The organism is Flavobacterium oncorhynchi, from assembly GCF_002217355.1.
In the GTDB taxonomy this organism is placed as follows: domain Bacteria; phylum Bacteroidota; class Bacteroidia; order Flavobacteriales; family Flavobacteriaceae; genus Flavobacterium; species Flavobacterium oncorhynchi.
The window spans coordinates 79,558-98,897 of record NZ_MUHA01000005.1 but is presented as its reverse complement, the minus strand read 5'-3'; the positions used below and the strand labels follow the sequence as shown (position 1 = coordinate 98,897).

The 19,340-nt window shown below is 32.2% G+C and carries 23 protein-coding genes; 7 read left to right on the top strand and 16 right to left on the bottom strand.

Going from position 1 to position 19,340, the window contains the following annotated elements; all coding sequences use genetic code 11:
* The first annotated feature begins 14 nt into the window (after positions 1-14).
* Both B0A75_RS03700 and B0A75_RS03695 read left to right on the top strand, forming a co-directional pair.
* Entirely contained in the window at positions 15-1,286 is a 1,272-nt protein-coding gene (locus B0A75_RS03700; RefSeq protein WP_089052937.1) for an acyltransferase family protein, read from the top strand.
* A 217-nt stretch (positions 1,287-1,503) separates the two neighbouring features.
* Positions 1,504-1,923, top strand: coding sequence for a nucleoside-diphosphate kinase (locus B0A75_RS03695; RefSeq protein ID WP_089052936.1), 420 nt, complete (start codon positions 1,504-1,506; stop codon positions 1,921-1,923).
* 106 nt (positions 1,924-2,029) lie between these two features.
* On the opposite strand, the gene B0A75_RS20380 is transcribed toward B0A75_RS03695, so the two are convergent.
* The 15 genes from B0A75_RS20380 to B0A75_RS03620 all read right to left on the bottom strand — a co-directional run bounded on the left by B0A75_RS20380 (position 2,030) and on the right by B0A75_RS03620 (position 12,898).
* A complete protein-coding gene (locus B0A75_RS20380; RefSeq protein ID WP_123872310.1) occupies positions 2,030-2,299 on the bottom strand; it encodes a hypothetical protein in 270 nt (89 codons plus the stop codon).
* 221 nt (positions 2,300-2,520) lie between these two features.
* The gene (locus B0A75_RS03685) at positions 2,521-2,817 is read right to left on the bottom strand and encodes a DUF721 domain-containing protein (protein WP_089052934.1); all 297 of its coding nucleotides are present in this window, start codon (positions 2,815-2,817) and stop codon (positions 2,521-2,523) included.
* Entirely contained in the window at positions 2,798-3,238 is a 441-nt protein-coding gene (locus B0A75_RS03680) for a hypothetical protein (protein WP_089052933.1), read from the bottom strand. Before B0A75_RS03680 ends, B0A75_RS03685 begins: the two co-directional genes overlap by 20 nt.
* 248 nt (positions 3,239-3,486) lie before the next feature.
* Positions 3,487-3,666 (bottom strand): hypothetical protein, encoded by a 180-nt coding sequence (locus B0A75_RS03675; protein ID WP_089053092.1) that lies wholly within the window; start codon positions 3,664-3,666, stop codon positions 3,487-3,489.
* A gap of 7 nt (positions 3,667-3,673) precedes the next feature.
* Positions 3,674-4,627, bottom strand: coding sequence for a signal recognition particle-docking protein FtsY (ftsY, locus tag B0A75_RS03670; RefSeq protein ID WP_089052932.1), 954 nt, complete (start codon positions 4,625-4,627; stop codon positions 3,674-3,676).
* 267 nt (positions 4,628-4,894) lie between these two features.
* Positions 4,895-5,047, bottom strand: a complete 153-nt coding sequence (locus B0A75_RS03665) for a DUF4295 domain-containing protein (protein WP_071634818.1) — start codon at positions 5,045-5,047, stop codon at positions 4,895-4,897.
* 71 nt (positions 5,048-5,118) lie between these two features.
* Positions 5,119-5,301: a 50S ribosomal protein L33 gene (rpmG, locus tag B0A75_RS03660; protein WP_008253902.1), complete on the bottom strand. Its 183-nt coding sequence runs from the start codon at positions 5,299-5,301 to the stop codon at positions 5,119-5,121.
* A gap of 27 nt (positions 5,302-5,328) precedes the next feature.
* Positions 5,329-5,565 (bottom strand): 50S ribosomal protein L28, encoded by a 237-nt coding sequence (gene rpmB / locus B0A75_RS03655; protein ID WP_008468080.1) that lies wholly within the window; start codon positions 5,563-5,565, stop codon positions 5,329-5,331.
* Positions 5,566-5,636: 71 nt separating this feature from the next.
* Entirely contained in the window at positions 5,637-6,890 is a 1,254-nt protein-coding gene (locus B0A75_RS03650) for a CinA family nicotinamide mononucleotide deamidase-related protein (protein WP_089052931.1), read from the bottom strand.
* Positions 6,891-7,111: 221 nt separating this feature from the next.
* On the bottom strand, positions 7,112-7,456 hold the full coding sequence (locus B0A75_RS03645) for an Hpt domain-containing protein (protein WP_089052930.1): 345 nt from the start codon (positions 7,454-7,456) through the stop codon (positions 7,112-7,114).
* The gene (locus B0A75_RS03640; protein ID WP_089052929.1) at positions 7,456-8,067 is read right to left on the bottom strand and encodes a fumarylacetoacetate hydrolase family protein; all 612 of its coding nucleotides are present in this window, start codon (positions 8,065-8,067) and stop codon (positions 7,456-7,458) included. Before B0A75_RS03640 ends, B0A75_RS03645 begins: the two co-directional genes overlap by 1 nt.
* 78 nt (positions 8,068-8,145) lie before the next feature.
* Positions 8,146-8,916 (bottom strand): 3'-5' exonuclease, encoded by a 771-nt coding sequence (locus tag B0A75_RS03635; protein ID WP_089052928.1) that lies wholly within the window; start codon positions 8,914-8,916, stop codon positions 8,146-8,148.
* Between the two features lie 210 nt (positions 8,917-9,126).
* The gene (locus B0A75_RS03630) at positions 9,127-10,437 is read right to left on the bottom strand and encodes a dihydrolipoamide acetyltransferase family protein (RefSeq protein ID WP_089052927.1); all 1,311 of its coding nucleotides are present in this window, start codon (positions 10,435-10,437) and stop codon (positions 9,127-9,129) included.
* Between the two features lie 84 nt (positions 10,438-10,521).
* Positions 10,522-11,685 carry a glycosyltransferase family 2 protein gene (locus tag B0A75_RS03625; protein WP_089052926.1) on the bottom strand — a complete coding sequence of 388 codons (1,164 nt, stop codon included), beginning with the start codon at positions 11,683-11,685 and terminating at the stop codon, positions 10,522-10,524.
* Positions 11,686-11,716: 31 nt separating this feature from the next.
* A complete protein-coding gene (locus B0A75_RS03620) occupies positions 11,717-12,898 on the bottom strand; it encodes a BamA/TamA family outer membrane protein (protein WP_244284340.1) in 1,182 nt (393 codons plus the stop codon).
* 117 nt (positions 12,899-13,015) lie between these two features.
* On the opposite strand from B0A75_RS03620, the gene B0A75_RS03615 reads away from it, so the two are divergent.
* The gene (locus B0A75_RS03615; protein WP_089052925.1) at positions 13,016-13,606 is read left to right on the top strand and encodes a hypothetical protein; all 591 of its coding nucleotides are present in this window, start codon (positions 13,016-13,018) and stop codon (positions 13,604-13,606) included.
* A 36-nt stretch (positions 13,607-13,642) separates the two neighbouring features.
* On the opposite strand, the gene B0A75_RS03610 is transcribed toward B0A75_RS03615, so the two are convergent.
* Positions 13,643-14,833: a DUF5009 domain-containing protein gene (locus tag B0A75_RS03610; RefSeq protein WP_089052924.1), complete on the bottom strand. Its 1,191-nt coding sequence runs from the start codon at positions 14,831-14,833 to the stop codon at positions 13,643-13,645.
* Positions 14,834-15,032: 199 nt separating this feature from the next.
* Here B0A75_RS03610 and B0A75_RS03605 point away from each other — a divergent pair, with 199 nt between their 5' ends.
* The 4 genes from B0A75_RS03605 (at position 15,033) to B0A75_RS03590 (ending at position 19,334) form a co-directional block, all read left to right on the top strand.
* On the top strand, positions 15,033-15,998 hold the full coding sequence (locus B0A75_RS03605; RefSeq protein WP_089052923.1) for a hypothetical protein: 966 nt from the start codon (positions 15,033-15,035) through the stop codon (positions 15,996-15,998).
* A 91-nt stretch (positions 15,999-16,089) separates the two neighbouring features.
* A complete protein-coding gene (locus B0A75_RS03600; protein ID WP_089052922.1) occupies positions 16,090-17,952 on the top strand; it encodes an ABC-F family ATP-binding cassette domain-containing protein in 1,863 nt (620 codons plus the stop codon).
* Between the two features lie 104 nt (positions 17,953-18,056).
* Positions 18,057-18,527, top strand: a complete 471-nt coding sequence (locus B0A75_RS03595) for an FKBP-type peptidyl-prolyl cis-trans isomerase (protein ID WP_089052921.1) — start codon at positions 18,057-18,059, stop codon at positions 18,525-18,527.
* A gap of 27 nt (positions 18,528-18,554) precedes the next feature.
* Positions 18,555-19,334 (top strand): O-methyltransferase, encoded by a 780-nt coding sequence (locus tag B0A75_RS03590; RefSeq protein ID WP_089052920.1) that lies wholly within the window; start codon positions 18,555-18,557, stop codon positions 19,332-19,334.
* Positions 19,335-19,340: the final 6 nt, after the last annotated feature.

Genomic DNA, 19,340 nt, shown 5'->3' with positions numbered 1-19,340 from the left:
ATTTACCAAAAACTATGACCAGAGAGCGCTTGATTTCGTTAGATGTCTTTAGAGGACTCACTATTTTATTGATGACAATTGTAAACAACCCTGGTGATTGGGGCAATGTTTATCCGCCTTTATTACATGCCGATTGGAACGGATGCACACCAACTGATTTAGTATTTCCGTTTTTCATTTTTATAATGGGAGTTGCCGTCCCTTTAGCGATGCCGGATAAATTTTACGACGGCTCCACTTTCAATAAAATTCTAGTTCGCTCTTTGCGAATGCTTTGTTTGGGCATTTTCTTTAACTTTTTTGGAAAAATTCAGTTATTTGGATTGGAAGGAATTCCGCTTTTAATTGGCCGATTAGCCATTACAATTGCCGTAGGCTATGCTTTAATGGGAAGTTTCAGTTCCAAAATTAAAAACATACTTGCCTTTTCAATTCTCTTTATTTATCTATTTCTAGCTTACAGCGGTATTGAAGCTTACAGCAGCGTAAGACTTCCAGGAGTTTTACAAAGAATTGCGATCGTTTATTTTGTCGTATCTCTTTTGTATTTAAAAACCTCTCAAAAAATACAAATCATAACTGGAGTTATTCTACTATTAGGTTATTGGGCAATTATGACTTTAATTCCTGTGCCGGGAATTGGTGAAGCTAACCTTGAAAAAGGAACAAATCTAGCCTCTTGGATTGACAATGTTTTATTAAAAGGACATATGTATCGCGGCACCATAACTTGGGACCCTGAAGGAATCTTAAGTACAATTCCGTCAATCGTAAACGGAATTATCGGTTTATTAATTGGGCAGGTTCTACAAACCAATAATATTAAAATTCAAAAAGCGCAAAAAATGGGTATCATCGGTACGATACTTATCTTTTTTGGTTTAATCTGGGACATCGTTTTCCCAATAAACAAATCACTTTGGACAAGCAGTTATGTGCTATACACGACAGGATTAGCAACAGTATTTCTAACGATTTTATACTACATAATTGATATCGCCAATTACAAAAAAGGCTTCAAACCCTTCTTAATTTGGGGCGTAAATCCTATGATTGTTTTCTTTACTTCGCAGATTATTCCGCAGGCTTTAGTAATGATCGAATTTCAAAATCCGCACAATACCTCAGAGAAAATCAACTTATTAAATTACTTATATAGTTTCGGGATCGCACCATTTTTCAGTAATCCAATGACCGCTTCGCTGGCTGGCGCACTTACCTATGTTTGTATCTGGACTTTTATTTTATGGACATTCTACAGAAACAAATTAATATTTAAAGTATAAAAATGTTCCACCATACAAGTAATATAAGTTCATTTTAGAAAATGGCAAAACTTCCTGAGCTATTTCCCACACAGATTTAAATGAACTTACATTAATTATATGGTTTAAAAGAGCTTTTATTCACCGAAACATCATTCTAACGTGTTTTAATTACGAATTAATTAAAATCAATTCATAAAAAAAGTATACTTTTGCACAAAATTTAATAAAATAAAAAATGGCAACAAATAGAACTTTTACAATGATTAAACCAGATGCTGTTGCAAACGGACACATCGGGAATATCTTAGCAATGATCACTAATGGTGGTTTTAAAATCGTTTCATTAAAATTAACTCAATTAACTGTAGCTGATGCACAGGCATTTTACGCAGTTCACTCAGAAAGACCTTTCTACGGAGAATTAGTTGAATTTATGTCACGCGGACCAATTGTTGCTGCAATTTTAGAAAAAGACAACGCGGTAGAAGATTTCAGAACTTTAATTGGTGCTACAAATCCTGCTGAAGCTGCTGAAGGAACTATCCGTAAAGCATATGCTACTTCAATTGGAGAAAATGCAGTTCACGGTTCTGACAGCGACGAAAATGCTGCAATCGAAGGTGCATTCCACTTTGCTGGTAGAGAGCAATTCTAATTTATGATTTTAGGAGTTCGGCACTAATAATTACCGAGCTTTGCACATAATAAAAAGCCGTTTCAAATTTGAAACGGCTTTTTATTTATATTTAATGTATATACAACTAAGTGTTCGCACTTTTTAAAGTATTTTCCATTTCAACTAAATCGACTAAATTCTTTTTCAAGTTTAACTTTAAAGCATCGAAATTGCTATGATAAAAACTAGAAATACAACCTACCCTCTTTCCTTCTTCAAGAATAAAAACCGACTCATAAACACTGCCTTTTCCAGACTCGAATAAAGTACCAAAACCATCTAATTCAGCGTATTTATATACTTTAGATTTTCCTAATCCAAAGTAACGTTTCACTAGTATACCGTCTTCATACATTGTTATCCTGTTTGCCCGAGTTTTCAATATGGTTAGCCAGAAAACAACAACAAACAATAAAAACAAAACGACTAATATTATATTTTCCTTTAGCGATATAAAACATAAATAAACAGCCAAAAAAGGCAAAGCACTCAAATATGAAATTAAAACAATTGGCAAAATTTTAAACTTCGATTTTATGATTATCATAATTTAACTATCTAGAATTCCAAATAAGTTTATCTTAAAACGACATCCTTCACAACCTCACGACCCAATTCTTCATTAATCATCTTAACGATTTTAGATTTTCCATGACTTAACTCTTCCCTTAAAACGGCTGATGCAAGTTCAACATAAAGCGTACTTCCTTTTAAAACAACATTTCTTGTGTATGTGTTTACTCCATTTCCCATCAACTGTCTCCATGCCTCTTTTACATCGATTTGATCCATTCCAGGCTGCAATTTATTCACCTGAATAATTTGCTGTAAAACATCGCCAATTGTACTTTGATTATTTAGTCTTTTTGCCATTTTCTAAAATATTAACTGGTCCTGCTTTTTTATAATGATATTCTTTATTTTGATCGTTCTTTACAACAAAAGTTTCATCTGAAACAGAGATCAACTCCTCACTCCATTTGGCATAATCTGTTTTATAATCCAAAAAAGCTCCTTTATCTGTAAATCTTACTGCAACATTTTCAAAAGTGTTTGTAGTTAAAAAAGTACCATCTAACTGCGCCATAACTTTCGTACGAGTACCCTTATTTCCTTTTATTTGAAAATAATCAAAGTTTTCATTCATTCCGTATGCTTTTTCTTCACCTTTATCAAAAACTACTTTTTCAATTTCCCAGTAACCATTAAGTTTTTCAATATCTGCGGGTTTTATTTCTTGTTTACAGCTTATAAACAAAAGCGACAAAACCAAAATCATAAAAGTGTTTTTCATAATAATTTATAATATTAATTTGGAGCTGGTTCCTGCTGTCCGCTGTATCTTTTCCTGCCTAAAAAAGTCAGAAAAAGGATGCCGCTCCCATCAGGGCTAGGGCTCCTGTTTTCAAAAGAAGTTCATTGAATCACAAAGGTAACTTTATATCATTCAAAAGAGACAAAAATCTATAAAAACAAAAAACATTATCAAATTTAAATTTGACAATGCACTTTTGATACTTTTTAAATTTAAAAAGCTAAATTTTATTGTTTAGTACGCAGTCTTTTAAGAACCCCCATAAAGAAGAAACCTATTCCTAAAACTAATAAAACGTAATAAAAAGAAAGACTATTGTCTCTTAAAACATTTGCTAAAACAAAACACACCACACTTGCAAAATAAAAAACAACTGCCGATATATTTTTTAAAGAAGAAAAACTCATTATTATTTTATTTAAAGAAACTGTCAACGAATTCATATTTATTAAAGACTTGTAAGTCTTCAATTCCTTCACCAACACCAATATATTTTACAGGAATTTGAAATTGGTCTGAGATACCAATCACAACACCGCCTTTTGCTGTTCCGTCTAATTTTGTAACTGCCAATGATGTTACTTCTGTTGCTGCAGTAAACTGTTTAGCTTGCTCAAAAGCATTTTGACCTGTTGAACCATCTAAAACTAAAAGCACATCATGTGGAGCATCTTCAACCACTTTTTGCATAACACGTTTCACTTTAGAAAGCTCATTCATCAAATTAACTTTATTGTGTAAACGTCCAGCAGTATCAATAATTACAACATCGGCATTTTGAGCTACAGCAGATTGCAAAGTATCAAAAGCTACAGAAGCAGGATCACTTCCCATATTTTGTCTTACGATTGGAACATCAACACGATCAGCCCAAACTTGTAACTGGTCTATTGCAGCAGCACGAAATGTATCTGCAGCACCTAAAACCACTTTATAACCCGCTTTTTTAAACTGATAAGCCAGTTTACCAATTGTAGTTGTTTTTCCAACACCGTTTACTCCAACCACCATTAAAACGTATGGTTTTTTATCTTTTGGAATATCAAACTCTGTTCCTTCGCCTGTATTAGTTTCTGATAATAAACCACCTATTTCGTCACGAAGAATTTGATTTAATTCAGCTGTACCTAAATATTTATCTTCGGCAACGCGTTTTTCAATTCTTTCAATGATTTTCAACGTTGTATTTACACCAACGTCTGAAGCAACCAAAACTTCTTCAAGATTATCTAAAACATCATCATCAACTTTAGATTTTCCTGCAACAGCTTTGCTTAACTTAGAGAAAAAAGTAGTTTTTGTTTTTTCAAGACCTTTATCTAAAGTCTCTTTTTTTTCGGTAGAGAATAATTTTTTAAAAAAACTCATTTTTTATTTATTGTTAGTTGTAGACTGTTTTTTTAGGGCTTAAAAACAATCCTAATGCTTATAGAATGCCTTTTGCTTTTAATTTAACCCCGACAGGAACGATATCCTTTACTTGTCTTCTTTAGACGAGTAAAGATAAAGAGTCTGGCGGGAATTAATGTTTAAAAAAACACAAATTGTATGGTTTCTACAAATTTTTAAACAAATATAAAAAATAAAAAAGCTACTTCCGAATGAAAGTAGCTTTTCTATATATTGTAAATGTAATTATTTCTTTTTCAAGAAATTATCAACTTCTTCAGGAGCCATAATAGATTCTACGAATGTATATGCACCAGTTTTAGGAGATTTCACCATTTTGATGGCTTTTGATAATCTCTTAGAAGATGTTTGTAACGATGCTACGGTTTTCTTTGCCATGATTCAAATGTTATTTGAAGTTTTATAAAACTCAAATGGCCAAACCACTGAGACTTATAAATCTCTAATTATTACTTAATTTCTTTATGAACAGTTACTCTTTTTAAGATTGGATTAAATTTTTTAATCTCTAATCTGTCTGGAGTATTTTTTTTGTTCTTAGTTGTAATGTATCTAGAAGTTCCTGGAACACCAGAAGTCTTGTGCTCAGTACATTCTAAAATTACTTGGATTCTATTACCTTTCTTTGCCATCTTGCTATATATTTATTTAGGAAAAGATTATTTGATAAATCCTTCTGACTGCGCTTTTTTCAAAACAGCAGTGATTCCATTTTTATTAATTGTTTTTATCGTAGATGCTGCTACTCTAAGAGTAATCCATCTATCTTCTTCTGGAAGATAAAAACGCTTTTTAACTAAGTTTACAGAAAACTTTCTCTTAGTTTTGTTCATAGCGTGAGAAACGTTATTTCCTACCATCGCTCTTTTACCTGTAAGGTCACAAACTCTTGACATTATACTTATCTTTTATCGTTATTCAAAATCAGGGTGCAAAGAAAAGAAAAATAAACCATTGTAGCAAAAAATTATTGCACAATTTTTAAAATTTCTTTCTGTAAAATTTCCAAACTCTTAATCGCGGCTCTATCTATCACTTTTTCACGTGGTTGACCAAAGTTAAATTCTTCTACAATTATCTCTGTTGGGGTAGCCAAAGCTATAAAAACAGTGCCAATTTCAGCATCTGAATCCCCTTTTGAGGGTCCGGCGTTACCAGTTGTCGCAATTGCATAGTCCGTTTTCAGTATTTCTTTCACATTCAAAGCCATAGCTGATGCAACCTGCGCACTTACCACTGTAAATTCATCTACTAAATCCTGCGAAACACCAAGAACATTGACTTTAGCCTCTGTTGCATACGAAACAACACTTCCTTTAAAATATTTTGAAGAGCCTTCTACCGAAGTCAACAACGAAGCAATTCGTCCTCCAGTACAACTTTCTGCCGTTGAAATCGTTTTATTTTGTCTGGAAAGAAATTTAGCAATTACCGTTTCTATCGTTTCATTTTCTTCGTAACCAACTATTATATCATGAATTATAGCATCTAAAGATTTTACATTCTCCTCTATTGCTTTTTCTAACTCAGCTTTATCCGTTCCCCTGGCCGTTAATCGCAAACGCACTCTGCCTGGATTTGGCAGATACGCTAATTTTATAAAATCCGGCAGATTATTCTCCCAAGTTTCTATACGCTCTGCAACTAAACTCTCTCCTTGACCATAGGTTAAAATAGTTTTATGAATGATGTAGGGACGTTTGTATTCTTTGACTATTTTCGGAATTATCTCTTCTTCGACTAAGTATTTCATCTCATACGGAACTCCGGGAAGCGAAATAAATACCGTATTTTCTTTTTTCATCCACATACCCGGCGCAGTACCCACTTGATTATGAAGTACTGTACAAGTAGACGGAACGAGTGCTTGATCTTTGTTTAATTGTGAAATTGGTCTTTTATAAAAACCTTCTATTAATTGCGTTACATGTGCTAAAACTTCTGGATTAACAACTAATTCATCGTTAAAATATTCGCAAAAGGTTTTCTTCGTAACATCATCTTTTGTAGGCCCCAAACCACCGGTTACAATAACAACATCAACTTTGTTTTGCAATTGCTCAAAAGTATCTAAAATGTGTTTTTTGTCATCACTAATCGAAATCATTTCTGCAACTTCGACACCAATTCGATCAAGTGATTTAGCAATAAAACCAGAGTTTGTATCAATAATTTGACCTATTAAAATTTCATCTCCAATAGTTATAATGGCTGCCTTCATACAAATATTATTTTCACTTGCGGTAATGCAAGTTGTTATTAGAAAGTAGATTGCTGTTTTTACTTTATTTATAAGGAAATAAAAACTGGATTCTTTTTACAACAAATACCAGATGTTGACTAAACGAAGTTTTTAGAAATTGAAAAACAACCTCAACAATAGAAGAAATCCTTAATTCTTATTCTTTTCTTTAAAAAACAAGAATTAAGAACATTTAAATCTTACAAATCAAAATCTTTCTTGATTTCTTTGATCGCATCTTTAACCTGAACTTTTATACTTTTAAAAGTCTCTATAATATCCTTTTTCTTCCCCTCGGCTTTTGTCCAAGCTTCTACTTGCAGAATTTCTTCAAAAGCAACATTTAACCCCATTAAATCTAATGTAGGTTTTATTTTATGAGCATAAGAATAGGCATATTTATGATCCTTTTTCTTAATTCCTTCCTTTATTTGTTTTAGATCTTCAGGAACTTCTGTAACAAATAAATTAAGAATTTCGTTTACAAATTCAGGATCGTTATCTGAAAGCGCGTACACTTTCGAAAGGTTGTACTTTAAGGCCATTATTTTACTTGTATTCTAAATAATTTTTTATCTTCTAAAAAGCCTTCTAAAACATCATTAGGCTTAACTGATGCAACACCTGCAGGTGTCCCAGTAAAAATAATATCTCCAATTTTTAAGGTAAAAAATTGTGATACGTACGAAATCAGTTCGTCAATTTTCCAAAGCATAAAGCTTGTATTTCCTTTTTGAACAGTTTCATTATTACTCTTGAGTTCAAACGTAAGATTTTCTAATGAAACAAAATCACTTTTTGGTAAAAAATCACCAATTACTGCAGAACCGTCAAAAGCTTTTGCTTTTTCCCAAGGCAATCCTTTTGCTTTCAATTTATCTTGTAAATCTCTGGCTGTAAAATCAATACCTACACTAATTTCTTCGTAATATTTATTAGCAAACTTTGATTCAATATATTTTCCTACTTTATTAATCTTTACAATTACTTCTAATTCATGATGAACTTCTTCAGAAAATTCTGGAATTACAAACGGATGCTGTTTCAACAAAACTGCCGAATCTGGCTTCATAAAAACCACAGGCTCATCTGGTCGTTCGTTTTTTAGCTCCTCAATATGATTGGTATAATTTCTACCGATACAAATAATCTTCATTCTTTTTCTTAAGTTGCTAAGATACTAAGGTGCTAAGGCACTAAGAAACTAAACTCAGAACCTTAGAACCTTAGAACCTTATTTCGTATTTAATTTTCTTAATTTAATTGCAGTCAAAACTTTTTTGGTATACAAAGGAAAGTCTGCATTTTGAATCCAGCTGAAGTAACCCGGCTCTGACTCCAATACCTTCTCTACTTTTGCTCCTTTATGTTTTCCGAAAGTAAAAATCTCTTCGTTGTCTTTATCAAAAGCAATCATTCCTGCAAAGTCTGCTATTTTTTTTCGAGTTGTAAATTCAGACAATGATTTCATATCATTCTCCAATTCTGGATAACGATCTAATTGCGCTTTTAAAATTTCGTAAGTTGCCATTGTATCTGCTTCTGCAGAATGGGCATTTTCAAGACTTTTTCCGCAATAAAATTTCAAAGCAGCACTTAATGTACGCTCTTCCATTTTATGAAAAATCGTCTGAACATCAACAGAAACTTTATTTTTCATATCAAAATCAACTCCTGCACGAAGTAATTCTTCTGCCAATAACGGAATATCAAAACGATCTGAATTAAAACCTCCTAAATCACTATCCTTAATCATATTGTAAACCTGCGGTGCCAATTCTGTAAAAGTAGGTTCATTTGCCACTTTTTCATCAGTTATACCATGCACAGCTGTTGTTTGCGGCGGAATTGGGATAGTAGGATTAACTAACCATGTTTTACTTTCTTTATTTCCGTTTGGGAAAACTTTGAATATCGAAATTTCTACAATCCGATCTTTACCGATGTCAATTCCAGTAGTTTCTAGATCAAAAAAACAAATTGGTTTGTTAAGCTTTAATTCCATTTTTAAATTTTATAAGTTTACAAATGTAATTTTTAAAGCGGAATTTCCTTTGCAAATTTTTATTTTTTTGCCCAAAATAAGTCTCTTTTTTGCATTTTAACATCAAAATTTATCAGAGAACAATTTCTTCTTAATTGTATCTTCTTATTTTCCTACAAACAAAAAACCCGAAAAAACTAATTTTCGGGTTTGTATCTAAATATCGATCGATTAAAAATCGCGATCTACATCAAAAGCTTCTAAATACTCTGCTACTCTTTTCACAAAACTTCCTCCTAAAGCTCCATCAACAACTCTATGATCGTAAGAGTGAGACAAGAACATTTTTTGACGGATTCCAATAAAATCACCTTCTGGTGTTTCGATAACTGCAGGCACTTTACGAATCGCACCAAGAGCTAAAATTCCAACTTGAGGCTGATTGATAATTGGCGTTCCAAAAACACTTCCAAATGTTCCAACATTTGTTACTGTATAAGTTCCACCTTGCGTATCGTCTGGTTTTAATTTTCCAGCTTTTGCACGATTTCCTAAATCGTTCACTGCTTTTGCCATTCCAACAAGATTTAATTGATCTGCATTTTTAATTACAGGAACAATTAGATTTCCGTTTGGCAATGCGGCTGCCATTCCTAAATTAATATTTTTCTTTTTGATGATATAATCTCCATCAACAGAAATATTCATTCCCGGAAAATCTTTTAAAGCTTTTGCAACAGCTTCCATCATAATTGGAGTAAAAGTAAGCTTCTCGCCTTCTCTTTTCTCAAAAGCGGTTTTCACTTTATCTCTCCATTTTACAATATTTGTTACGTCAACTTCAATAAATGATTGTACATGAGCCGAAGTTTGAACTGAAGCCGTCATGTAACCTGAAATCAGTTTACGCATTCTGTCCATTTCGATGATTTCATCACCTCCATTAACAGAAACTGGAACTGCCTGCTGACTTTTTTGAACTATTGGTTCTGCAGCTTTTGGCGCAGCAGCAACAGTTTGCGGCGCAGGAGCACCTGATTTTCTATTTTCTATAAACTTTAGAATATCTTCTTTGGTTACACGTCCATCTTTTCCTGAACCTGCAATATTGTTCAATTCAGCAACAGAAACCCCTTCTTCTTTTGCAATATTTTTCACTAAAGGAGAAAAGAATTTATCTGATCCAGAAAAATCTTGCGGTACAGAAACTGCTTCTTTAACTGTTTCTATTGTTTTTTCAATTTCTACTGCTTCTACAGGAACTGCAGTTTCTTCAACAGCTTGCACAGCTGGAGCATCACCTTCTGTTTCAATAATAGCAATGGTTTGTCCTACTTGAACTAAATCGTCTTTACCAAACAATTGTTCAACTAAAACGCCCGACACCTCGCTTGGCACTTCGCTGTCAACCTTATCAGTTGCAATTTCTAGTACAGCTTCATCAGCTTCAATTCTGTCTCCAACTTCTTTCAACCAGTTTGTAATGGTTGCTTCAGCGACACTTTCTCCCATTTTTGGAAGTTTTAATTCAAATCTTGCCATATTGTTATCCTCAAGGGTGATTTTGATTATCAGATTGCGAAATTACTGAATATTTTAAATATAAATTACATTTAATATAATTTTTTACTCAATTTCTACAATTTGACCCATGTCATTTCGCGAATTGCTTCCAATTATAAAATTTGTATTTTTAGGGAAAATCTTAAAAGTAATGTTCTTATCTTTAAGAGTTTCTATGATTTTGATACATTTTTTGAATGAAACATACTGATTATCCAAAATTATCTCAATGTTTTTCCCCTTAAAAACCTGGCACGAATTTACCATTTTTTCTTTTTTGAAATCGAAAAACTGCACTTTATTTTTTAAAATAGATGGTAATTTTTCAGACAAATTTTGATTTGAGGAATAAAAAATAAAACTTTCCGGCGATGGTTTTACTTTTATTTTCGCTTGAAACATTTTGAAAAATGAAAAAGCAAAACTTCCTATTTGAATAAAAAACGTAAAAAACCAAGATTTCTTAAAATGCTTTTGATAAAAGTAATTCATTGCTTCTTGAAAACGCATCATATATTTTTCGTCCTTTACTGTACTTTCTCCTTTATAGTGTAAAACAGTAGTTTCATGAAAATAATAATTTGATTTTTGCCTCAAAAGTGCACGATAAGACAAATCAATATCATCTGCATACATAAAACAATTTTCATCAAAACCACCTAGTTCAAGGTAAAGATCTCGTTTCATAAGCATAAAAGCTCCCACTAAAATCTCAACTTTTCCGCTTTGATCTTTGTTTAAATGCTGTGCATAGTAACGATTAAATATTCGTGATTTTGGAAATACTTTATACAACCCAAAAATCTTTGTAAAAGCAACCCAAGGAGTTGGAATACCTCGTTTGCTTTCAGGCAGAAAACTTCCGGTGCCGTCAATTAGTTTACAGCCTGTTATTCCTAAATCTTGTTTTTCTTCGGCGAAAGCCAAAATTTTAATAAATGTATCTTCTGCAACAACTGTATCTGGATTTAAAATACAAATGTATTTTCCTGTTGCAGATTGAACTCCAATATTATTGCCTTTTGGAAAACCAAAATTGCGATCGTTCTTAATTAGTTTAATGTTAGGAAATTTATTTTTCATCATCAAACAACTATCGTCAGATGAATTATTATCTACTACAATAATTTCGGCATCAAGTGTTAAAAGTGCTTCTTGAACACTCAAAATGCATTGTTCGAGAAAGTAACGCACATTATAATTAAGTATAACAACCGATAATTGCATGTAATTTTAAGTAATTTGATTTTTGGGGAAGTTAGAAATTTTCGGTCAAACCTAATCGCAGCGACCAATCGTTTTTGCTGACTCCAAAATCCAGTACCAAATTACTATTATTCTGTTTATTCCATTTAATACGTAATCCTGTTCCAACAGCGGGATTCCATTTACTAAACTGATAGGTGTCTAATTTTGAAACAGAGGAAATATTGGTAAAAAATACGGCGCCCCAAAAACCATTTTTTGAAATATCAGTACGATATTCGGTTTCAAAATAGATAAGTGCATTACTTCTAAATCTATTTCTCGTAAAACCGCGACCTGTTTTTCCGTCTCGATCCCAACCAATACTTGGCAGATCGAGATAATGCGGTTTTCCTCCAAAAGTTGACCAATAAAAGGCTCTATATGCTAGAACTCGATGTTTGTGTTTATTAAACGAATGATATTTTCTGGCATCAAAATAAATAGAATTCCATTTTTTACCATCGACTCCGCTTGTATTTATTCTATAATCTGCCTCGACATATAAACCTTGTTCTGGATTCACAATGTTTTCTCTGGAATCATACAACCCTTGAACAGCAAATCCTAACGAAGTTTCATCTGTAAAATCGCCGTTCATATATTTAGAATAATCTGTTTCTTCATCTATATAGGAATCCTCAGAAATATTTTGATAATTATCAAATAATACGCCCAATCCCATTCTGAAATTACCAATAACTTTTCGGGTTGTAAATTGATAAAATCTCCATTGCTGATAATCCAAAGTCGACATTTTATCTTCGGTATTATGCCTTCCCAATCCATAAGTATCCTGCGGATAAATCATATACCTATAATCTCCAATAAAATTCCATTTATTATCAGCCGTGTAAATATAAGACTGCACTGGAAAAACATATTGTTTGGTAAAACTAAAATAAGGGGAAAAAGTAATTTGAGACATTTTTGTTGTTTTGCTGTCTCCTAAATAAAATGTGGTTAAAAATGACACTACTAATCCGGCACTTTTATTTGCATCTATAGGAACTGGAAGCAAAGAAAAAGCTACTTTTTTTTCTGGTTTTATTCGAACAGAATCATTTTTATGGAAAAGCTTATACAATACATCTAAAATGTCTTTTTGATTATTCGAAATGGAATCATTTTGTGCGTAACAAAATGACATCCCAAAAAAGAAAAATAAAACAAGTATTGATTTTGCTTTTTTCATTTCGTAAAGTTTTCGGAAACAACTTCTTACAAATTTAAAATTTTATTTAGAATAGGTATCTCTTTCAAAATAATAAAAAAGAAAATTATATTTTTGAAGATGAAACCTATATATTTTATGAAAAACAAACCATCGATTGTTCTGAACTATTTTCTTTTTCCTTTAGTCTTGCTGTTCATGTATGGTTTTTCTCCATTAACCGTTTCTTCTAGCTCAAACTTAGATCTTGTAAAAACTTCGACATGGTATATTGCAGGCCCAACGAAAGAGACACAGGAAACCATTAATAAAATGAGAAAAGAAAAGGGTTTAATTAAAATTACCGCAAAAGAAAATCCAGCAGGTGCAATCGAGCTGAATGTTATGATTACTGAAGCTGATTCGAATGACGGCGTTCCCACAAATCTATCTAAAAACTCAAAATATGTGAGTATTACCTATAAATCAAATGAATTAATAAAACTGCAGGCTCGCGAAGGAAATAAAGAAGGTACTGGATGCGTGCACGGCGGCTCACACCCAAGAGTTGATCTTCCGATATCTGCCAAAGATTTTACAACAATAAAAATTCCGTGGACAGAGTTCAAGCAAGATGGTCTTGCAGATGGAAAGATTTTAAACATTCATAACCTTTGCAAATTCAATTTTGTAAACTACAATCCAACATCAAACGCCATTTTAGAAATAAAATCTGTTCGTATTCACTAACCGTTTTATTACAAATAGAATCTTTTGTTTACCTTATTATAAATGAAGCTGTATTTTATACTTATTACATACTTTCATAACAAAAAGCATAATTGTAGAAAACACAAGTGACCAAATTATTCCTGGAACTCCTACTCTAAAGTAACCTGGAATAATATGAAATCCTAAAGCTTTGCAGAAATAATAAATTACTCCGGGCAGAATATAAATTAATAAAGGATTTGCTGCCGCCGGCATAAAAAACGCACTCCATTTTGTTTGTTTCTTAACTTCCATTAACCAATACAAAAAGTAAAACAACACCGTACAAATCCCAGCAGAAAACATAGTCCAAGAAGGTGTTCCTTTTATTTTTGAAATTCCAAAATAAGGACGCAAAAAGTACCCAATTGCAAAAAACAAAACGGCAAAACCAATTACAGGCCAGTTTATTTTTTGCTGCATTTTCCTGTCAAAAAACAACAAAGAAATTATTACTCCTGCACTCACTAAAGCAGCGTGCGTTAAATGTCCGGCAATAAATTTAAACCAAGGCAGATTTGAAAGTGGAACATCGGCACTTAGGTTTATTGAATTTGCAATTACACAAACAAACAAAAATGCGATCATCGCCCACAATCGTCCTGAAACAAACCAATAATAAATTACAGAAAATAGATACGCCCATCCAATTAATCCTAGAATACCCCACCATTTAGGTGTTATTCCAATTTCACCGGTATCTCGTACATATAAAAAATAAAGAATAACCAAAACGAAAATTCCGCCGTAGTGAAGACTGTTTTTTAACCAAACCGGGAAATCTTTAGGATATTTATTCCAAATAGGAATTGGCATTGCATAGGCTAAAAGTGCCCAAAGAACTGGAGAAATAATCATTTTTGAAGCATCAAAACCATATTCGGCATTAACCATAAAAACGCCAATAATGATTAGAGCTAAAGCTCTTTTTAAGGTATGAATCCAAATTACTTTAGGACTGTCTCCTTTTAGTAATCTGGCATTGAAAGCAAACGGAATTGACATACCTACAATAAACAAAAAAGCAGGAAAAACTACATCAACAAAAGTCATCGCATCTGCATCTGCAGGCATATGTCTAAGCCATTGCGGGACTTCTTTTATACTTGCCAATTCATTTACAAATATCATTACAAAAATGGTAATTCCACGTAAAGCATCTATCGATATAATCCTTTGATTGTACAAATTTTCTTTAATTTTCATAAATTACTTTGTTTTTGGCAATAACAAATTTAAAATAATAGACGAGATCTCGTTTTTATTTCTCATAAATATTTCAAAAAAAAGTCTATCCTAAAACAGCATCTAAAATGAACTGCAAAAATCAAAATACAACAAAAAAGCCTTTTTCATGTTAATCTCTTAATACCGTACTTTTGTTTTTGTTAATGCCTATTTGTAAATGAAAAAAGTAGTTTTCTTTTTCCTTATAATTTTCACTTCAGCTTATTCGCAGGTTTCTAGCTGTACAGATCCTCTTTCTAAAAACTACAATCCAAAAGCAACTCAAAATGACGGAAACTGTCTTTATAAAAACATAAAAATAAAACCTGAATATTCAATCAAACTAAGCGACTCTGTTAAAGAAACTTCAGGATTAATTGCATTTGACAACTTAATATGGACACACAATGACGATCATGATAAAACTATTTACGGATTAGATTCTATTGGAAAAATTAGACGAAAAATTATTCTTGAGCACGCTGTGAATAATGATTGGGAAGAAATATCACAAGACAGCACACATATCTATATTGGAGATTTCGGAAACAATGCAAAGGGAAATCGAACAGACTTAAACATTCTAAAAGTAAATAAAACATCATTTTTGAATGAGAATCCAATTATTGAAACAATTTCATTTAAGTATTCTGATCAAACTGATTTTTCTGCAAAGAAGCCAAACACAACCAAATTTGACTGCGAAGCATTTATAGTTTCAAAGGACAGTATTTATTTGTTTACTAAACAATGGAAATCATCTAAAACCAACATTTACGTTTTACCAAATCACGCTGGAAATCATATTGCACAATTTAAAAATACGATTGACACAAAAGGTTTAGTTACGGGTGCCGTTTTTCTTGAAAACAAAAAAGCAATTGTTTTGTGCGGTTACTCAAAACTCGGAAAGCCTTTTCTCTATTTATTATATGATTTTAAAAATCAATCCTTTTTATCAGGAAATAAGCGTCGAATAAATCTAAAACTCCCATTTCATCAAATTGAAGGAATTACCACAAAAGACGGACTTCATTATTTTATTACCAATGAATCTTTGGTTCGTAAACCCGTCTTAAATAATCCGCAGCAGATACATTATTTTGATTTGAGTTCTCTTCTAGGGTCGTATCTCCATAAATAATTCGCAAATGCAAGATAATAGTTTACTTTTGCAGAAAGTTATGTTTTTCAAAATATTCATAACTCATATTTTATAACTTATAATTACAAAAGTGAATTACTTATCTGTAGAAAATATATCAAAGTCATTTGGCGAAAGAGTCCTTTTTGACAACATTTCTTTTGGAATCAACAAAGATCAAAAAATTGCTTTTATTGCCAAAAATGGTTCTGGAAAAACAACTATTATGAGTATCATTAATGGTTTAGACGAACCAGATACTGGACAAGTTGTTTTAAGAAAAGGAATCAGAATGGCTTTTCTGTCGCAAGACAATAATTTGCAGGATGAACTTACGATTGAAGAAAGTATTTTCGCTTCAGACAATGAAACACTTAAAATAATTGAAGCATACGAAAAAGCACTAGAAAACCCAAATGACGAAGAAGCGTATCAAAAAGCTTTTGACGGAATGGATCAGCATAATGCATGGGATTTTGAAACGCAGTACAAACAAATTTTATTCAAGTTAAAACTTGAAGATTTTAAACTTAAAGTAAAAAATCTTTCTGGAGGACAAAAAAAACGTCTTTCATTGGCAATCATATTAATCAATCGCCCTGATTTATTGATTCTAGATGAGCCAACCAACCATTTGGATCTTGAAATGATCGAATGGCTTGAAAGTTATTTTGCCAAAGAAAATATCACCTTGTTTATGGTAACGCACGACCGTTTCTTTTTGGAACGTGTCTGCAATGAAATTATCGAATTAGACAACGGGAAATTATATCAGTACAAAGGAAATTACTCTTATTATTTAGAGAAAAAAGAAGAACGAATTACTTCTGAAAATTCTAGTATTGATAAAGCAAAAAATCTTTTTGTAAAAGAATTAGAATGGATGCGCCGCCAGCCAAAAGCGAGAACAACCAAATCTAAATCACGCCAGGACGATTTTTATGTAATTAAAGAAAAGGCACAAAGCCGACGTAAAGAAAACAAAGTCGAACTTGAAATTAATATGGAAAGAATGGGAAGCAAAATTATTGAGCTTCATAAACTTTCTAAAAAATTCAAAGACCGTGTTATTCTGGACAACTTCAGTTTTGATTTTCAGCGCGGCGAGAGAATTGGAATTATTGGTAAAAACGGAACAGGAAAGTCTACCTTTTTAAATCTTCTTACAGGAACAATTCCACCAGACAGCGGCAGGGTTGTAAAAGGCGACACTATTAAAATTGGATATTATACACAGTCTGGAATTAATCCAAAACCGGGTCAGCGTGTAATTGATATTATAAAGGAGTACGGAGAATATATTCCGCTTGCAAAAGGAAAAATCATTTCAGCTTCGCAATTGTTAGAGCGTTTTCTTTTTGATGCCAAAAAACAATACGATTATGTCGAAAAATTAAGCGGAGGAGAATTAAAACGTTTGTATTTATGTACTGTTTTAATTCAGAATCCAAACTTTTTGATTCTAGATGAGCCAACAAACGATTTAGATATTGTAACGCTAAACGTTTTGGAAAGTTTCCTTTTAGACTACCCAGGATGTTTATTAGTAGTTTCTCACGATCGTTATTTCATGGATAAAATTGTCGATCACTTATTTGTTTTTAGAGGAAATGGAGAAATTGAGAATTTCCCTGGAAACTATTCTGATTTCCGTGCTTATGAAGACAGTGCTGATGTGGCTCAAAAAGAAGAAAACAAAGCCGAAAAGAAAGACTGGAAACAAAACAATCCTACTGGAAATTTAAGTTTCAACGAGCAAAAAGAATATCAAAAAATCGAAAGAGAAATCAAAGATTTAGAAATCGAAAAAACTAAAATCGAACAACTATTCTCTGACGGAAAAGTTGCCGATGCCGATATTGAGAAAAAAGCAAACGAACTGCAAAATATCATAAATAAAATAGATAAAAAAGAAGAACGCTGGTTTGAACTTTCGGCTAAACTTGAAAGTTAATATTTCAGTTATAGATTTTCGTTTTCAAAAAAATCATTTTTTCGACTAAAACATAGAGTAAAGACTAATTTTATATATTTACGATCTTTAAAAACAAATTTCATATGAAAAAATTATTATTTGCTTTTTCAATTCTTACCTTTTTTATCTCTTGCTCAAGTGATTCTGGATCAGAAAAAATTCCTGAAAAAATAGATTACAGCGTTGAAAACGAAAAAGAAATCACAGATTATCTAGTTAAAAACAATTTAACAGCAAAAAAAACAGACACTGGTTTACATTATATCATTACAGAAGAAGGAACCGGTAAACAACCCATTACACAATCATCTATTACTGTTACCTACAAAGGCTCTCTTACCAATGGAAAAGTTTTTGATCAAAATGCTTCGGGCGCAACTTTCCCATTAAGCAAATTAATTTTAGGATGGCAGCAAGGATTACCCTTTTTTAAAGAAGGCGGAAGTGGCATTTTATTTGTTCCAGCACATTTAGGATACGGCAGTTATTCTGTTTCAGGCATTCCAGGAGGTTCTGTTTTAATATTTGAAATTAAACTGATTACCGTAAATTAATTCGCCTGAAAACGAAATATTATAAGAATGCTTTTTCAAATACAATCTTATCTAAAATTTCTTTGGAATTCTAAAAACGAACATGGTGTTCACTCGCCTTTCGTTTTTAGTCTGCTGACAAAATGTTTCTATGACAAGAAGCCTAAACCAGAATATAAAATTCTAAAAAAATACAGAAAGTCACTTCTTGAAAACAAAAATTTCATCGAAGTAACTGATTTTGGTGAAGGTTCAAAAGTACTTAAATCTGATAAGAGACAAATTTCTAAAATTGCATCGACGGCTGGAATTTCTCCAAAACGTGCTGAATTATTACTTAGAGTAACCAATTATTTCAAGCCAAATAACATTCTTGAAATAGGAACTTCATTAGGTTTAGCAACTTCTGCCCTAGCTCTAGGAAACACAAACGCAAAAGTTGTTACTATTGAAGGATGTGCACAAACTGGAGACATTGCCAAAAATCAATTAGACAAATTTGATTGCAAAAATGTTGAAAACATAATTGCAGAATTTGAATCATTTTTAGTTTCTGAAAATCTAAATTCTAAAACATATGATCTAATTTACTTTGACGGTAATCATTCTAAAAAAGCAACTTTGGCTTATTTTGAACTTTTACTATTAACAATCAACAACGATTCGGTTTGGATTTTTGATGATATTCATTGGTCTCCAGAAATGGAAGAAACTTGGGAAATCATAAAAAATCACCCAAAAGTAAAAGTTACTATCGATACCTTTCAATGGGGACTTGTATTTTTTAGATACGAACAAGAGAAGGAGCATTTTATAATTAGAGCATAAAAAAAA

What these genes read in the sequence shown, in the direction of transcription:
- B0A75_RS03625 (WP_089052926.1), bottom strand. Translation starts at nt 11,685, where the DNA reads ATGCAATTATCGGTTGTTATACTTAATTATAATGTGCGTTACTTTCTC.
- B0A75_RS03675 (WP_089053092.1), bottom strand. Translation starts at nt 3,666, where the DNA reads ATGAGTTTTTCTTCTTTAAAAAATATATCGGCAGTTGTTTTTTATTTT.
- B0A75_RS03685 (WP_089052934.1), bottom strand. Translation starts at nt 2,817, where the DNA reads ATGGCAAAAAGACTAAATAATCAAAGTACAATTGGCGATGTTTTACAG.
- B0A75_RS03590 (WP_089052920.1), top strand. Translation starts at nt 18,555, where the DNA reads ATGCTTTTTCAAATACAATCTTATCTAAAATTTCTTTGGAATTCTAAA.
- B0A75_RS03610 (WP_089052924.1), bottom strand. Translation starts at nt 14,833, where the DNA reads ATGAAAATTAAAGAAAATTTGTACAATCAAAGGATTATATCGATAGAT.
- B0A75_RS03695 (WP_089052936.1), top strand. Translation starts at nt 1,504, where the DNA reads ATGGCAACAAATAGAACTTTTACAATGATTAAACCAGATGCTGTTGCA.
- B0A75_RS03645 (WP_089052930.1), bottom strand. Translation starts at nt 7,456, where the DNA reads ATGGCCTTAAAGTACAACCTTTCGAAAGTGTACGCGCTTTCAGATAAC.
- B0A75_RS03650 (WP_089052931.1), bottom strand. Translation starts at nt 6,890, where the DNA reads ATGAAGGCAGCCATTATAACTATTGGAGATGAAATTTTAATAGGTCAA.
- B0A75_RS03640 (WP_089052929.1), bottom strand. Translation starts at nt 8,067, where the DNA reads ATGAAGATTATTTGTATCGGTAGAAATTATACCAATCATATTGAGGAG.
- B0A75_RS03595 (WP_089052921.1), top strand. Translation starts at nt 18,057, where the DNA reads ATGAAAAAATTATTATTTGCTTTTTCAATTCTTACCTTTTTTATCTCT.
- B0A75_RS03635 (WP_089052928.1), bottom strand. Translation starts at nt 8,916, where the DNA reads ATGGAATTAAAGCTTAACAAACCAATTTGTTTTTTTGATCTAGAAACT.
- B0A75_RS03605 (WP_089052923.1), top strand. Translation starts at nt 15,033, where the DNA reads ATGAAAAAAGTAGTTTTCTTTTTCCTTATAATTTTCACTTCAGCTTAT.
- B0A75_RS03700 (WP_089052937.1), top strand. Translation starts at nt 15, where the DNA reads ATGACCAGAGAGCGCTTGATTTCGTTAGATGTCTTTAGAGGACTCACT.
- B0A75_RS03615 (WP_089052925.1), top strand. Translation starts at nt 13,016, where the DNA reads ATGAAAAACAAACCATCGATTGTTCTGAACTATTTTCTTTTTCCTTTA.
- B0A75_RS03680 (WP_089052933.1), bottom strand. Translation starts at nt 3,238, where the DNA reads ATGAAAAACACTTTTATGATTTTGGTTTTGTCGCTTTTGTTTATAAGC.
- rpmB (WP_008468080.1), bottom strand. Translation starts at nt 5,565, where the DNA reads ATGTCAAGAGTTTGTGACCTTACAGGTAAAAGAGCGATGGTAGGAAAT.
- ftsY (WP_089052932.1), bottom strand. Translation starts at nt 4,627, where the DNA reads ATGAGTTTTTTTAAAAAATTATTCTCTACCGAAAAAAAAGAGACTTTA.
- B0A75_RS03665 (WP_071634818.1), bottom strand. Translation starts at nt 5,047, where the DNA reads ATGGCAAAGAAAACCGTAGCATCGTTACAAACATCTTCTAAGAGATTA.
- B0A75_RS20380 (WP_123872310.1), bottom strand. Translation starts at nt 2,299, where the DNA reads ATGTATGAAGACGGTATACTAGTGAAACGTTACTTTGGATTAGGAAAA.
- B0A75_RS03630 (WP_089052927.1), bottom strand. Translation starts at nt 10,437, where the DNA reads ATGGCAAGATTTGAATTAAAACTTCCAAAAATGGGAGAAAGTGTCGCT.
- B0A75_RS03620 (WP_244284340.1), bottom strand. Translation starts at nt 12,898, where the DNA reads ATGAAAAAAGCAAAATCAATACTTGTTTTATTTTTCTTTTTTGGGATG.
- rpmG (WP_008253902.1), bottom strand. Translation starts at nt 5,301, where the DNA reads ATGGCAAAGAAAGGTAATAGAATCCAAGTAATTTTAGAATGTACTGAG.